This is a genomic window from Cronobacter universalis NCTC 9529, assembly GCF_001277175.1.
Lineage (GTDB): Bacteria > Pseudomonadota > Gammaproteobacteria > Enterobacterales > Enterobacteriaceae > Cronobacter > Cronobacter universalis.
Genome location: NZ_CP012257.1, coordinates 1,307,662 through 1,321,091 on the forward strand (window position 1 = coordinate 1,307,662; position 13,430 = coordinate 1,321,091).

The 13,430-nt window shown below is 58.8% G+C and carries 11 protein-coding genes and 1 pseudogene; 2 read left to right on the forward strand and 10 right to left on the reverse strand.

The annotated features are described in order from the left end of the window. Positions 1-191: 191 nt before the first annotated feature. The 4 genes from fur to ybfF form a co-directional block, all read right to left on the reverse strand. On the reverse strand, positions 192-644 hold the full coding sequence (gene fur, locus AFK65_RS05965; RefSeq protein WP_004387176.1) for a ferric iron uptake transcriptional regulator: 453 nt from the start codon (positions 642-644) through the stop codon (positions 192-194). A 290-nt stretch (positions 645-934) separates the two neighbouring features. After that, the gene (gene fldA, locus AFK65_RS05970) at positions 935-1,465 is read right to left on the reverse strand and encodes a flavodoxin FldA (RefSeq protein ID WP_015740539.1); all 531 of its coding nucleotides are present in this window, start codon (positions 1,463-1,465) and stop codon (positions 935-937) included. Positions 1,466-1,626: 161 nt separating this feature from the next. Further along, positions 1,627-1,908 (reverse strand): LexA regulated protein, encoded by a 282-nt coding sequence (ybfE, locus tag AFK65_RS05975; protein WP_004387174.1) that lies wholly within the window; start codon positions 1,906-1,908, stop codon positions 1,627-1,629. 128 nt (positions 1,909-2,036) lie between these two features. Next, a complete protein-coding gene (gene ybfF / locus AFK65_RS05980; RefSeq protein WP_007706768.1) occupies positions 2,037-2,804 on the reverse strand; it encodes an esterase in 768 nt (255 codons plus the stop codon). A 183-nt stretch (positions 2,805-2,987) separates the two neighbouring features. On the opposite strand from ybfF, the gene seqA reads away from it, so the two are divergent. Together seqA and pgm are read left to right on the forward strand one after the other, a co-directional pair. Next, positions 2,988-3,539, forward strand: coding sequence for a replication initiation negative regulator SeqA (gene seqA / locus AFK65_RS05985; RefSeq protein ID WP_007706772.1), 552 nt, complete (start codon positions 2,988-2,990; stop codon positions 3,537-3,539). A 24-nt stretch (positions 3,540-3,563) separates the two neighbouring features. Continuing rightward, the gene (gene pgm / locus AFK65_RS05990; protein WP_007706775.1) at positions 3,564-5,204 is read left to right on the forward strand and encodes a phosphoglucomutase (alpha-D-glucose-1,6-bisphosphate-dependent); all 1,641 of its coding nucleotides are present in this window, start codon (positions 3,564-3,566) and stop codon (positions 5,202-5,204) included. Between the two features lie 75 nt (positions 5,205-5,279). Here pgm and potE read toward each other — a convergent pair whose 3' ends face one another. The 6 genes and pseudogenes from potE to kdpC all read right to left on the reverse strand — a co-directional run bounded on the left by potE (position 5,280) and on the right by kdpC (position 13,422). Then, a complete protein-coding gene (potE, locus tag AFK65_RS05995) occupies positions 5,280-6,593 on the reverse strand; it encodes a putrescine-ornithine antiporter (protein ID WP_032804409.1) in 1,314 nt (437 codons plus the stop codon). Next, positions 6,593-8,787: pseudogene (gene speF, locus AFK65_RS06000) on the reverse strand (ornithine decarboxylase SpeF). Before speF ends, potE begins: the two are co-directional and overlap by 1 nt. A 267-nt stretch (positions 8,788-9,054) precedes the next feature. Next, the gene (gene speFL / locus AFK65_RS21740; protein ID WP_105874755.1) at positions 9,055-9,159 is read right to left on the reverse strand and encodes a leader peptide SpeFL; all 105 of its coding nucleotides are present in this window, start codon (positions 9,157-9,159) and stop codon (positions 9,055-9,057) included. A 322-nt stretch (positions 9,160-9,481) separates the two neighbouring features. Beyond that, positions 9,482-10,159: a two-component system response regulator KdpE gene (gene kdpE, locus AFK65_RS06005; RefSeq protein WP_032993577.1), complete on the reverse strand. Its 678-nt coding sequence runs from the start codon at positions 10,157-10,159 to the stop codon at positions 9,482-9,484. Then, the gene (kdpD, locus tag AFK65_RS06010; protein ID WP_038857708.1) at positions 10,156-12,840 is read right to left on the reverse strand and encodes a two-component system sensor histidine kinase KdpD; all 2,685 of its coding nucleotides are present in this window, start codon (positions 12,838-12,840) and stop codon (positions 10,156-10,158) included. Before kdpD ends, kdpE begins: the two co-directional genes overlap by 4 nt. Before the next feature lie 9 nt (positions 12,841-12,849). After that, the gene (kdpC, locus tag AFK65_RS06015) at positions 12,850-13,422 is read right to left on the reverse strand and encodes a potassium-transporting ATPase subunit KdpC (protein ID WP_038857707.1); all 573 of its coding nucleotides are present in this window, start codon (positions 13,420-13,422) and stop codon (positions 12,850-12,852) included. Between the last annotated feature and the right edge of the window lie 8 nt (positions 13,423-13,430).

Here is a 13,430-nt window from a genome sequence, read left to right on the forward strand (position 1 = left end):
GCAAAGATATTTATCTTTTCTGAATTTCAATTTAATAAAATATATGTGGTTTAATTAAGCATTGTGCGCTGTATTAAAACACTATCACTATTTAACTCTATCTAAAAAAATACATTTCTATTTTCGGAGCAGCGTTTTCAGGCAATAAAAAAGCCGACAGATGTCGGCCTGGATGATGCAGTGTGCGAGTGTTATTTCCCGCCAGCCTCGTGGGCGTGTTCGTTTTCGCGGCAGTCGCCGTCCGCGCAGTGACCATACAGATAGAGACTGTGGTTGGTCAGGCGGATGCCGTGACGCGTGGCGATCTCACGCTGACGGGCTTCAATGGAGTCATCGCTGAACTCGATCACTTTGCCGCAATCGAGGCAAATCAGATGATCGTGATGATGCTGTTGCGTCAGCTCGAAAACGGATTTGCCGCCTTCGAAGTTGTGGCGAGTGACGATGCCGGCATCATCGAACTGGTTAAGTACGCGATAGACCGTGGCAAGGCCAATCTCTTCACCCATGTCAATCAGACGCTTATAGAGGTCTTCCGCACTGACATGATGATTGACCGGTTCCTGCAGCACTTCGAGGATTTTTAATCGAGGAAGCGTGACTTTCAGGCCGGCCTTCTTTAATGCGGTATTGTTGTCAGTCATGCGGAATCTGTCCTGTTGCTTAACGACTCGCTCCGGAAGGGAGCGATACATCGGATACGCCGAAGATGAATGCGTCTCATTATAGAACTGACATGCCTAAATGAAAACCGCAAGCGTCCGGCAAAAAAGAGCTTAAAAATCGTGGGCCAGCCAGCGTTTTTTACGTGGAGGGCCTGATAATTAAGGAAGCTATTGTACAGCGTAGTGAGGGAAAGTTAAAAATTTGTAGCAATTATTTTCATTGCTTTTATCTATCAAACGGCGCGGAACGGTGCCCGCGCCGCTTATCATCAGGCGTTGATGATTTCCTGCAGATGTAGCTCTTCGGAAACCTGTTTGACCCATTTTTCAACGCGTTCCGCGGTCAGCTCCGGCTGGCGGTCTTCGTCAATCGCGAGACCGACGAAGTGATCGTCGTCCGCCAGGCCCTTGGAGGCTTCAAAGTGGTAGCCTTCGGTCGGCCAGTGGCCAACGATGGTCGCGCCGCGCGGCTCGATAATGTCGCGAATGGTGCCCAGCGCGTCGCAGAAGTATTCTGCGTAATCTTCCTGGTCGCCACAGCCGAAGAGAGCTACCAGCTTGCCGTTGAAGTCAATTTCTTCGAGCGTCGGGAAGAAATCATCCCAGTCGCACTGCGCTTCGCCGTAATACCAGGTCGGGATGCCAAGCAGAAGAATATCGAATGCTTCCAGATCTTCTTTGCTGCTTTTGGCAATGTCATGCACTTCAGCAACGTCTTTCCCGAGCTGTTTCTGGATAATTTTTGCGATATTTTCGGTATTGCCGGTGTCGCTGCCGAAAAAGATGCCTACGATTGCCATAAGAAGAATAACCTCTTGAATCTAAATGTGATGGTGCTGGCATAACGCCCACAGATAGGGCAATCATAGCAGAACAAAAGAGGGTGCGGAAACGGTATCAGGCGCCGGGTGCACTCTCTGCTACATTGCCCCGTCCTTTTGGGTAAAATTCAGACCAGACCTTACTCCTGCAAGGCTTTCAGCTGCGCGAGCAGCATCGCTTCTATCAGCTCGCTGCGGCTGATATTGCGCGCCTGCGCGAGATGGTTCAGCGCGTCTACCGCGTCGGCGTTCAGCTTCAGCTCCACGCGCTTAAGCCCGCGAACTTTGTCACGTTTAAGCTGGTTGCGCTTATTGATGCGCAGCTGTTCGTCGCGCGACAGCGGATTGGTTTTCGGTCTGCCCGGACGGCGTTCATCCGCGAAGAGATCGAGCGTTGTGCGGTCCGTTTGTTCTTTTGCCATGGTATGAGTATAGACAGGGGAAACAGGCTGCCGTGGCGGAGCCCGGCGGTATTTCAGCGCGCCATCATACATGAGGCAGCGAAGCGCGCCAACGCATCCGGCGCGCGAGGGCGCCGGTCGGTCTGTTTTTAATCAGTTTCCAGAAAACGACGGATCGCGCGCAGCACCGCCTGCGGTTTTTCGGCATGCACCCAGTGACCGGCGCCCGCAATCACATGCGCGCGGGCCTGCGGGAACTGCGCGAGCAACGCCTCGCGGTGCGCTTCTTCCACATAAGGCGACGCGCCGCCGCGAATAAACAGCGCGGGGCCGTGCCAGGCGGGCACCGTTTCCCAGCCGACGATACGCGAATACTGGTTCCACAGCACCGGCACGTTAAAGCGCCACTCGCCCTCGACAAACGATTTCAGCAGAAACTGCACCACGCCTTCCTCAGCAATCTGCTGACGCATAATCTCCGCCGCCTGCTGGCGCGACGTGGCGCCCGCGTCGCTCACCGCGTTCACCGCGTTAAAAATTTCATCGTGACGGCGCACCTGGTAATCCACCGGCGCGATATCAATCGCCACCAGCTTTTCTATGCGCTCCGGCGCGAGGGCGGTCACCGCCATCGCCGCTTTGCCGCCCATCGAATGGCCGATGAGAATCACCTTATTCAGCCCCAGCGCGTCGAGGGTTTCGAGAATATCCTGCGCCATCGCCGGGTAATCCATCGTCTCGCTACGCCCGGAAAGCCCGTGGTTTCGCAAATCAACCTGCACAACGTCATGATCCGCCACCAGCTCACGCGCCAGCACGCCCAGGTTATCCAGGCTGCCAAACAGCCCGTGAATGAACACAATCGGTGTATTTTGAGTCGGTTGTTGCGCAGATTGCGTGCGGGTATTTAATTTCATGGCAAAGTTCTTTTTTGGCGACTGACAGGTTAGGTTATCATGTTGACCATTCTGCCGCCCGGCTGCAAGGTTCCAGTTAATTCCGACTTTTGCGGCCTTCCTGGTTTGACGCTATCCGCTGTTGGGTTTTAACTCTATAATCCCAACGACTTGTATTCAGAAAAGATATCGCACTGGATTAAGATGAAAACGATTGAAGTTGATGACGAGCTGTATCGCTACATTGCCAGCCACACCCTGCATATTGGCGAAAGCGCGTCCGACATTTTACGGCGTATGTTGAAATTTTCCGCCTCCTCGCAGTTAGCCGCTACCCCAGCCAAAACAGAGACTTCCGCCACTGTCGCGCCCGTCGCTGAGCCTGAAAAACCGGTAAACCCGGCGCGCGATCGCGTGCGCGCCATGCGTGAGTTACTGCTGTCGGATGAATACGCCGAACAAAAACGCGCGGTCAATCGTTTTATGCTGGTGCTGTCTACACTCTATTCACTGGATGCAAACGCGTTTGCCGAAGCAACCGAGTCGTTACATGGCCGTACCCGCGTCTATTTCGCCGGTGACGAGCAAACGCTGCTGCAAAGTGGCAACCAGACGAAGCCCCGCCATGTGCCGGGCACGCCGTACTGGGTGATCACGAATACGAATACAGGCCGCAAATGCAGCATGATCGAACACATCATGCAGACCATGCAGTTCCCGGCGGAATTGATTGAGAAGGTTTGCGGCACCATTTAACTCTTGCGTCAGAAGGACCAGGCCATGGCAGTCGATAACCGTGCGGGACAGCCTGCACAACAGAGTGATTTAATCAACGTCGCCCAGCTGACCGCGCAGTACTACGTGCTGAAGCCGGAAGCGGGCAATGCGGAACACGCGGTGAAGTTCGGTACCTCGGGCCACCGCGGCAGCGCCGCGCGCCACAGCTTTAACGAGCCGCACATTCTGGCGATAGCCCAGGCGATTGCCGAAGACCGTGCGAAAAACGGCATCACCGGGCCGTGCTACGTCGGCAAAGATACGCATGCGCTCTCCGAGCCCGCGTTTATCTCCGTACTGGAAGTGCTGGCCGCTAACGGCGTCGATATCATCGTGCAGGAGAACAACGGTTATACGCCGACGCCTGCGGTCTCGAATGCGATCCTTGAGCACAACAAACGCGGCGGCGCGCAGGCGGACGGCATCGTCATCACCCCGTCGCACAACCCGCCGGACGATGGCGGCATCAAATACAACCCGCCTAACGGCGGCCCGGCGGACACCAACGTCACCAAAGTGGTCGAAAACCGCGCCAACGCGCTGCTGGCGGACGGCCTGAAAGGGGTGAAACGCCTCTCTCTGGATGACGCCTGGGCGAGCGGCCGCATTCAGGAAAAAGACCTGGTGCAGCCGTTTATCGAGGGGCTTACGGAAATCGTCGACATGGCCGCTATCCAGAAAGCCGGCCTGAAACTTGGCGTCGACCCGCTCGGCGGCTCCGGTATCGAATACTGGAAGCGCATCGCGGAGCACTACAAGCTTGATCTCACCCTCGTTAACGATCAGGTGGATCAGACCTTCCGCTTTATGCACCTCGATAAAGACGGCGCGATCCGCATGGACTGCTCGTCGGAATCGGCGATGGCCGGTCTGTTGGCGCTGCGCGATAAGTTCGATCTGGCGTTCGCCAACGACCCGGACTACGACCGCCACGGTATCGTCACGCCTGCGGGCCTGATGAACCCGAACCACTATCTGGCGGTGGCTATCAACTACCTGTTCCAGCATCGTCCGCAGTGGGGCCAGGATGTCGCCGTCGGCAAAACGCTGGTCTCTTCCGCGATGATCGACCGCGTGGTAGACGCGCTGGGCCGTAAGCTGGTGGAAGTGCCGGTCGGCTTTAAATGGTTTGTTGACGGTCTCTACGACGGCAGCTTCGGCTTCGGCGGCGAAGAGAGCGCGGGCGCGTCCTTCCTGCGCTTTGACGGCACGCCGTGGTCCACCGATAAAGACGGCATCATCATGTGCCTGCTGGCGGCGGAAATCACCGCAGTAACCGGTAAAAATCCGCAGCAGCACTATGACGAGCTGGCCGCGCGTTTCGGCGCGCCAAGCTACAACCGTCTCCAGGCTTCCGCGACCTCCGCGCAGAAAGCGGCGCTCTCTAAGCTCTCTCCGGAAATGGTCAGCGCCAGCACGCTGGCGGGCGACCCGATCACCGCGCGTCTGACGGCCGCGCCGGGCAACGGCGCTGCCATCGGCGGCCTGAAAGTGATGACCGAGAACGGCTGGTTCGCGGCGCGTCCTTCCGGCACCGAAGACGCGTACAAGATCTACTGCGAAAGCTTCCTCGGTGAAGAACATCGCAAGCAGATTGAGAAAGAAGCGGTGGAAATCGTCAGCGAAGTGCTGAAAAACGCCTGAGTGAACTCCTGAACGGGAGACACAAAAAACGGCAACCTTCGGGTTGCCGTTTTGCTTTCATCGTTATGTCGCTTATCAACCGTGCTTATTAGTCAGCTCAAAGCGCGGCGACACCAGCCCGTACAGCGTCCAGCCCATAAACGTCACTATCGCGCCATACAGCATCGCCTCCTCGCCTGACGAGTAGAGCGCGTAGAAGCTGTAAATCGCCCCGAGCAGCGCCACCAGATTCGCCTGTTTCGCCTTACGCGGCGGCACCTTCGCCACCTGCTGAATAATCACCAGCGCCGCCATCGACAGAATATACGGGATGATATTGGTCACCACCGCCAGGTTCACCAGCACGTTAAACTGCTTGTTGAGGGAAGGGCTGATGGTCATCAGCGACAGGCCGCTCTGGATAATCACAATCGTCAGCATCCCTTTCACCGGCGCTTCCGCCCGGCTCAGGCGGGAAAAGACTTTCGGGAAATAGCCCTCATCGGCGGAAGAGCGGAACACCTGCGCGATGGTGAACTGCCAGCCGAGCAGCGAGCCGCAGCAGGACATCACCATCAGCGCCATAATGATTTTCCCGACGCCCGGCGTAAACATCTGCGCGAACGCCAGCCCGAACGGCGCGGTGGAGCGGGCCAGATCCAGGTTTGGCACGATACCCGCTATCACATTGGTGGAGACGATATAAATCACCGCCGCGCCCAGCGTGCCGCCGAGCACCGCGATCGGCACGTTGCGCTCCGGGTTTTCCACCACCTCGGTATTGGCGCAGGCCGATTCGAGGCCCAGGAAGGCCCACAGCGTCATGGCGATGGACGATCCCACGGCGTCGAAAAACGGCACATGATGCGGGTTCCACGAGGCGGCATACAGCGACGGGCTGAACCAGAACCAGCCGATGACCGACAGCCCGACCACCGGAATGATCACCCCCCAGACGGTGATGCCGCTGAGTTTGCCGGTCAGACGCGCGCCGCCGAAATTGGCGACGGTGCAGATCCACAACACCCCAATGGTGGCGATCCCGGTCTGCACCGGCGTTAAGGTCGCGCCGAACAGCTCGCTGCCATAGCCGACCGCCGAAATGGCGATAGCCACGTTGGCGATAAGCAGCGACACCCCATAGGTGTAGTTCGCCATAAAATTGCCGGATTTACCGAAGGCATACTCCGCGTAGCCGCCCATACCGCCCGGTTTGCGGCTGAACATCCCGCATTTGGCGAATGCCCAGGCGAGCGCCATCGAGCCCACCGCGGTGACCAGCCAGGAGATAATCGAAATCGTGCCCACTTCGGCGAGTTTGGTCGGCAGCATAATAATGCCGGAGCCCATCATGTTGACCATCGTCAGGATGGTCAGCGGCACGACGCCCATTTTGTTGGATTTGCTCATCATAACGCTCCTTCTGCGCGCGGTTGCGGCACAGGTTTTTCACTGACCACGTAACACCAGACCTGATGGCGACCGTCGCAGGCTTCGACATAGACGCCCTGCAACTCCGGCGCGAAGCCCGGCAGCAGGTTGATCCCTTCTTCCAGCGCCCGGAAGTAATGCAGCGCCGCGCCGCCCCAGATTTCGCCAGGCACCACGCACAGCACGCCAGGCGGGTAGGGGAGCGCGCCCTCCGCCGCGATGAGGCCTTCGGCCTGTTCCAGACGCACCAGCTCGATATTGCCGCGAATAAACGCCTGGTTAGCCGCCTGCGGGCTCATGGCGACGCGCGGGAAATGCGCTTTGCGGAACATCTCTTTTTGCAGCTGTTTGACGTTACGGCTGGCGTAAAAGTCGTGCATCTCCTGGCAGAGCTGGCGCAGCGTATAGCCTTCGTAGCGCGCCTGATGCTGTTTAAAGAGCGACGGCAGCACGTCGGCGAGCGGCGCGTCGCGCTCCAGCAGCGTTTCAAAGCGCGCCAGCTGCGCTACCAGCTGTTGCAGCTTGCTCATCTCTTCGGCGGGCGTCAGCAGGAACAGAATGGAGTTAAGATCGCATTTCTCCGGGATGATATGGTTTTCGCGCAGGTAGCTTGCGAGCACCGCGGCGGGCACGCCGAAAGCCTCATACTCGCCGGTTTCGGTATTAATACCCGGCGTGGTGAGCAGCAGCTTGCACGGATCGACGAAATACTGGTCCGGCGCGTAGCCTTCAAAGGCGTGCCAGCGCTCGCCGGGTACGAACTGGAAAAACCGTAAATCAGAGGCGATCTGCGCGGTTTCATAACTCTGCCACGGTCGGCCGTCGACCATGGCCGGGACAAAGGGCCGGATGGCGCGGCAGTTGTCGAAAATCATCTTGCGGGCGTCAATGCCATACTCCACGCAGCGCATCCACATGCGGCGTCCGGCGTCGCCCTCATGCATCCGCGCGTTAATGTCCAGGGCCGCGAAAAGCGGGTAAAACGGGCTGGTGGAGGCGTGCATCATGAAGGCGTTATTCATCCGCTTGTGCGGCACGTAACGCGGCTGGCCTTTGATATGGCTGTCTTTTTTATGGATTTGCGAGGTTTGCGAAAATCCGGCCTGCTGTTTATGCACCGACTGCGTGACGAGAATGCCAGGATCGTTTTCGTTAAGCGTCAGCAGCAGCGGCGAGCAGGGCGCCATCATCGGGATAAACTGCTCATAGCCGACCCACGCGGAGTCAAAGAGCAGGTAGTCGCACAGCGGCCCGAGCGTGTCCACAATCTGGCGGGCGTTATAGACAGGCCGTCATAGGTGCCGAGCTGGATAACCGCCAGACGGAACGGGCGCTGTTCTGCGGCACGCGCTGGCGCTACCTCACGCACCAAATCGCGCAGGTAACGCTCGTCGAAACAGTGCGCGTCGATCCCGCCGATAAACCCGTACGGGTTACGCGCGGTTTCCAGATAGACCGGCGTCGCGCCCGCCTGCAACAGCGCGCCGTGGTGGTTCGACTTATGGTTATTGCGGTCAAACAGCACCAGATCGCCCGGCGCCAGCAGCGCGTTGAGCACCACTTTATTGGCCGAAGAGGTGCCATTTAACACAAAGTAAGTTTTATCAGCGTTAAACACCGCTGCGGCGTGCTGCTGCGCAAGGCAGGGCGCGCCTTCATGGATCAGTAAATCGCCCATCGCCACGTCGGCGTTGCAGAGATCGGCGCGAAACAGCGTATCGCCGAAGAAACTGACGAACTGGTTGCCCGCCGGGTGACGGCGGAAAAACTCGCCGCCCTGGTGACCGGGGCAGTCAAAGGCGCTGTTGCCCTGATTGACGTAATCCACCAGCGCGCGAAAGAACGGCGGACGCAGCGCGGTTTCATATTTCTGTGCGGCGGCCTCAAGCTGGCGGCCATAGTAGTCGCGGTGCGATTCATTATATTCAAACACGCCCGCAATCCGCGGCAGATACTCTGCCGGCACCCGCTCTTCGGGCTGGCACACCACAAAAATCGGAATGCCAAACCCGGTCATTTCAATCTCATCAATAATGCCCTGGAGAATATCGCTGACGGCCATTACCGCCGCGGCAATATCAATATAATCGGTGTCGTGAATATTAATAATCTCGCGGTCGGTAGAAAAACAGTCCGGACATAAACGGCTGACGCCAATTTTTAACGCTTGCATGAGAGTTCCTTATTTCAGGCAAAATCATCCCGCCAATTTTCTTTACGGAAAATTGCTCAATATAAATGTCGGGCAAAACGCTCCCGCTGCCGTTAAAAGGCAGAACAGAAGAGTCGCTCTTTTTTAGCCAGACAGGCCCCTGCCAGCAACGTGCTGGTATTACAAAGGACTGTGACGAAAATGCGCGTACATTCCCAGGCAATCACCTGTTAACGAATAACATCAGATGTGCTCTGAAGAATGACCGGCGCGCAGTAGCGCAATACGCTAGCGGGAGTTGAAAAGGTGAAAGTCAAAACAGTTGCGGTGGGCGAACATCATAATATGGGTTGTCCGCCTGATATGTGGCATAAACCGATTATTATTTTCCATGTGATTATTTCCTTTCAGTAATTGAAAGCATGGATATTTTATCCAGGATGTCAGGCTGATCTGTGAATAAGATCAACAAAAAAGACCTGAGCCAGAAATAATTAGTCGCCGTTTATGCATAATGCAGAGCAGACCGCTGTTTGTTGTTTAAATGTAAATGCTCGGTTAATAAAGGGTGTTATTTTATTTTGATGAAGTAATGGCTTTATTGTCGACAGACGGGAAATAACAAATGAATAAATAACGGAAAGTGCTGAAAGGCTATTCAAAATAAAAGAGAGGGGATATTTAAAGCCGCGCCAGGCGTGACGCGGCGTTAGCGTTAAAGCATAAAGCGGTAGCCGATGCCGGTTTCAGTCAGCAGGTGGCGCGGGCGCGCTGGATCGCTTTCCAGCTTCTGGCGCAGATGGCCCATATAGATACGCAGATAGTGGCTATGCTCGACCGCGTTCGGCCCCCACACCTGGCTTAACAGCTGGCGCTGGGTCAGCACTTTGCCGGGGTTATTCAGCAGCACGCCCAGCAGGCGGAACTCAATCGGCGTCAGGTGGATCTCCTCCGCGCCGCGCGTGATGCGTCTTGCGGCCAGATCGACCGTAATATCGGAAAAGCTTACCACCGGATCGCTCTGGCTCGCGCTGCCGTGGCGGCGCAGGGCGACGCGCAGCCGCGCCTGCAATTCGCCGATGCCGAACGGCTTCGCGAGAAAATCATCGGCGCCGGCATCCAGCGCCGCGATTTTGTCCTGCTCGTCGCTGCGTGCCGACAGGACAATCACTGGCGTCTGGCTCCACTGGCGATAGTCGCGGATAAAATCGATGCCGTCGCCATCCGGCAGGCCGAGATCGAGGATCACCAGATCGGGCTTGCGGGTGGCGGCTTCAATCAGCCCGCGCTGGAGGGTTTCGGCGTCATAGACGCGCAGCCCTTCGCTCTCCAGCGCCGTGCGCAGAAAGCGGCGGATCTCTTTTTCATCTTCGACTATCAGAACGCTAATCACATGACCTCGTGGATATCCAGTTCCGGGGGCGTTTCTTTGGGCAGCAGCACATGAAAACTGGCGCCGCCTTCCGGGCGGTTACGGGCGTAAATCTCGCCGCCGTGCACCTCGACAATCGCCTGACAAATCGCCAGCCCCAGACCGACGCCGGGAATAGCGGATTCTTTATTGCCGCGAGCGAATTTAGCAAAGATAGCCTGTTCCTGACCAGCCGGAATGCCGGGGCCGTTGTCCCAGACTTCCAGATCGAGCCGGTCGTCGCGCCAGCCCGCGCGCACGCCTATCTGCGCCCGGGCGCCTGCGTATTTGGCGGCGTTCTCCAGAAGGTTAATCAGCACCCGTTCAAAGAGCGGGCCGTCGACATGAATCAGTGTGAGCGGATCGCTAAGGTTGAGGTCGATGTGCCGCCCGCCGAGACCCGGCTCCAGCATCTTGAGCGCGCTGCCCACCACTTCTTCAAGCGTCAGCCACTCTTTGCGCAGGTTAAAACCGCCGGACTGAATGCGCGCCATATCCAGCAGATTATTCACCAGCCGTGCGGTGTTCAGCACATGCTGGCGGATTTCGCTCGCCTGCGGCGCGTGTTTCGAGCCTTCGGACGCCAGATCGAGCGTCAGGATCTCCGCCTGGCCGAACAGCACCGTCAGCGGCGTGCGCAGGTCGTGAGAGAGTGCGGCCAGCAAAGAGTTGCGAAGCTGTTCGCGTTCGCTGGCGAGCCGCGCTTGTTCTTCGCTCTCGGTGAGAAAGAGCCGCTCCAGGGCGCTCGCCACCAGTAACGTAAAGGTCTCCAGCAGCCGCTGCTGTTCGGGGATCATCAGCTGGCGCAGGTTGCCCGGCTCGACAATCACCAGCCCGAGCGTTTTCCCGGCGGTGCGCAGCGGCAAAATCTGATACGGCACGCCGGGCAGGGTGTCGGTGCCCGCGCCGGCAGGCAAGCCTTTATCGAAGCTCCAGCGGGCGATGGCTTCATCCCACGGGGTGATTTCCGAGAGCGGCTGCGGCGGTTGCAGCTTGCCGTGGTCATCCGGCAGCAGCAGCAGGCCGCGCGCGTGAAAGGTAGAGGCGATAAACTGCTGGCTGGTGATCGCGATATCGCGCGCGCTGCGGCCCACCGCCAGCGCTTTGGACATCTCGTAAAGGTGGCGGGTGCGCTGCTCGCGATAGCGCGCGATACGCGCCTGGTAGCGCACCCCTGCGGTCAGGTTGCCGATAATCAGCCCGACGCTCAGCATCACCGCGAAAGTAAGCAGATACTGCACGTCCGAGACTGCCAGCGTGCCGCGCGGCGCGATAAAAAAGAGATCGAAGCTCACCACGTTGATGACGGTCGCCACCACCGACGGCCAGCGGCCATAAAACAGCGCCACCAGCACCACGCCCAGCAGATAGACCATCACCAGGTTGGCGGCGTCAAACGCGATAAGCCACTGGTGCGCCACCAGCGTAATCAACGCGCAGAGCGCCGCCGCCACCGCGCAGCCGCGCAGCTGTACCCGCCATTTCTCCATAAACGGGCGGTTATCGGCGGCTTTGGCGCTGGCAGGCGCCGGTTTGTCATCCAGCGCCACAATCAGCAAATCGAGATCCGGCGCGTGGCGCGCGAGCCGTTCGGCGAACGTATCCTGACTCCACCAGCGGCGTTTATTGCGCCGCCCGATGACGATTTTGCCGAGGTTATGCTCGCGGGCGTAGCGCAGGACGGCTTTCTCCTCGACCGGGTCGGCGAGGGTGGCGGTCTCCGCGCCCAGCTCCTGGGCGAGATGCAGGGCGCTCAGAATAGCGCGCCGCGCGGTTTCCGGTAGCTGGTGCAGACGCGGCGTCTCCACATAAACCGCGTGCCAGACGCTCCCAAGCCGCGCCGCCAGGCGCGCGGCGGTGCGCACCAGCTTTTCGTTGCCTGCGCCCTGGCCGACGCACAGCAGAATGGCGTCGCGCGTGTGCCAGACTTTCTCCTGGCCCTGGCGGTCGCGCCAGGCGCGCATCTGGTCGTCCACCCGGTCGGCGGTACGGCGCAGCGCCAGCTCGCGCAGCGCGATAAGATTGCCTTTGCGAAAGAAATGCTCGATGGCGCGCTCCGCCTGGCCTGCGATATAGACTTTGCCTTCATGCAACCGCTGGCGCAGATCGTCCGGCGGCAGATCCACCAGCACGATTTCATCCGCCGCATCGAAAATCGGGTCGGGCACGGTTTCGCGCACCTGAATGCCGGTGACGCCGCCCACCACATCGTTAAGGCTCTCGAGGTGCTGGACGTTAACGGTGGTAAAGACGTCAATGCCCGCGTCGAGCAGCTCATCGACATCCTGCCAGCGCTTCGGGTGGCGAGAGCCGGGCGCGTTGCTGTGCGCCAGCTCGTCCATCAGGATCAGCGCCGGGTTACGCGCAAGCGCCGCGTCGAGATCGAACTCCTGCACCACGCGGCCCCGGTGATGAATACGCTTAAGGGGCTGGATAGCCAGCCCCTTGAGTAACGCCGCGGTCTCCTGGCGGCCGTGCGTTTCCACCACGCCGACCAGGATATCGAGCCCCTGCGCCCGAAGACGCTGGGCCTCCTGCAACATGGCGTAGGTTTTTCCTACGCCTGCGCAGGCGCCGAAGAAGATTTTGAGTTTTCCGCGCGTCCGGCCCTGCGTCTGCACCAGCAGGCGGTCCGGGTCGGGGCGCATCGGCTCTTCGGTCATGATGGTTCCTTACGGTTGCAGGGCGTCCAGCGCCAGGTTCAGTTGCAGTACATTGACCACCGGCTGGCCGAGAAAGCCCGCGATCGGCGCGTCGGTGTTCTCACGGATAAGGCGTCCCACTTCCGCTTCAGAGATGCCGCGAGCCTGCGCCACGCGCGGCGCCTGCCAGAAGGCGGCGTCCGGCGTAATGCCGTAATCAAGACCGCTCGCGGAGGCCGTCACCAACTCCACCGGCACCGCCGCACGGGCGTCGGGGTTGGAGGCGCGCAGCGCCTGTACGCGGGCCTGAACCTCTTTATCCAGCGCCGGGTTGCTGGCGGCGAGGTTACTCCCGCCGGAAGCCATTGGATTATAAGGCGCTTCGGCCGTCGCGGAAGGGCGGCCCTGGAAATATTTCGCGTCGCTGAACGCCTGGCCAATCAGGCGCGAGCCGCGCACTTCATCATGCTGGCGGATAAGCGAGCCTTCCGCCTGGTCTTTAAACCACCACTGGCCGAGCACCGTGGTCGCCAGCGGATAGACGCCGCCGGTGAGGATCGTCAGGAAAACCAGCAGGGTGAGGGCGGGACGTAACATAGCCATAATGATTC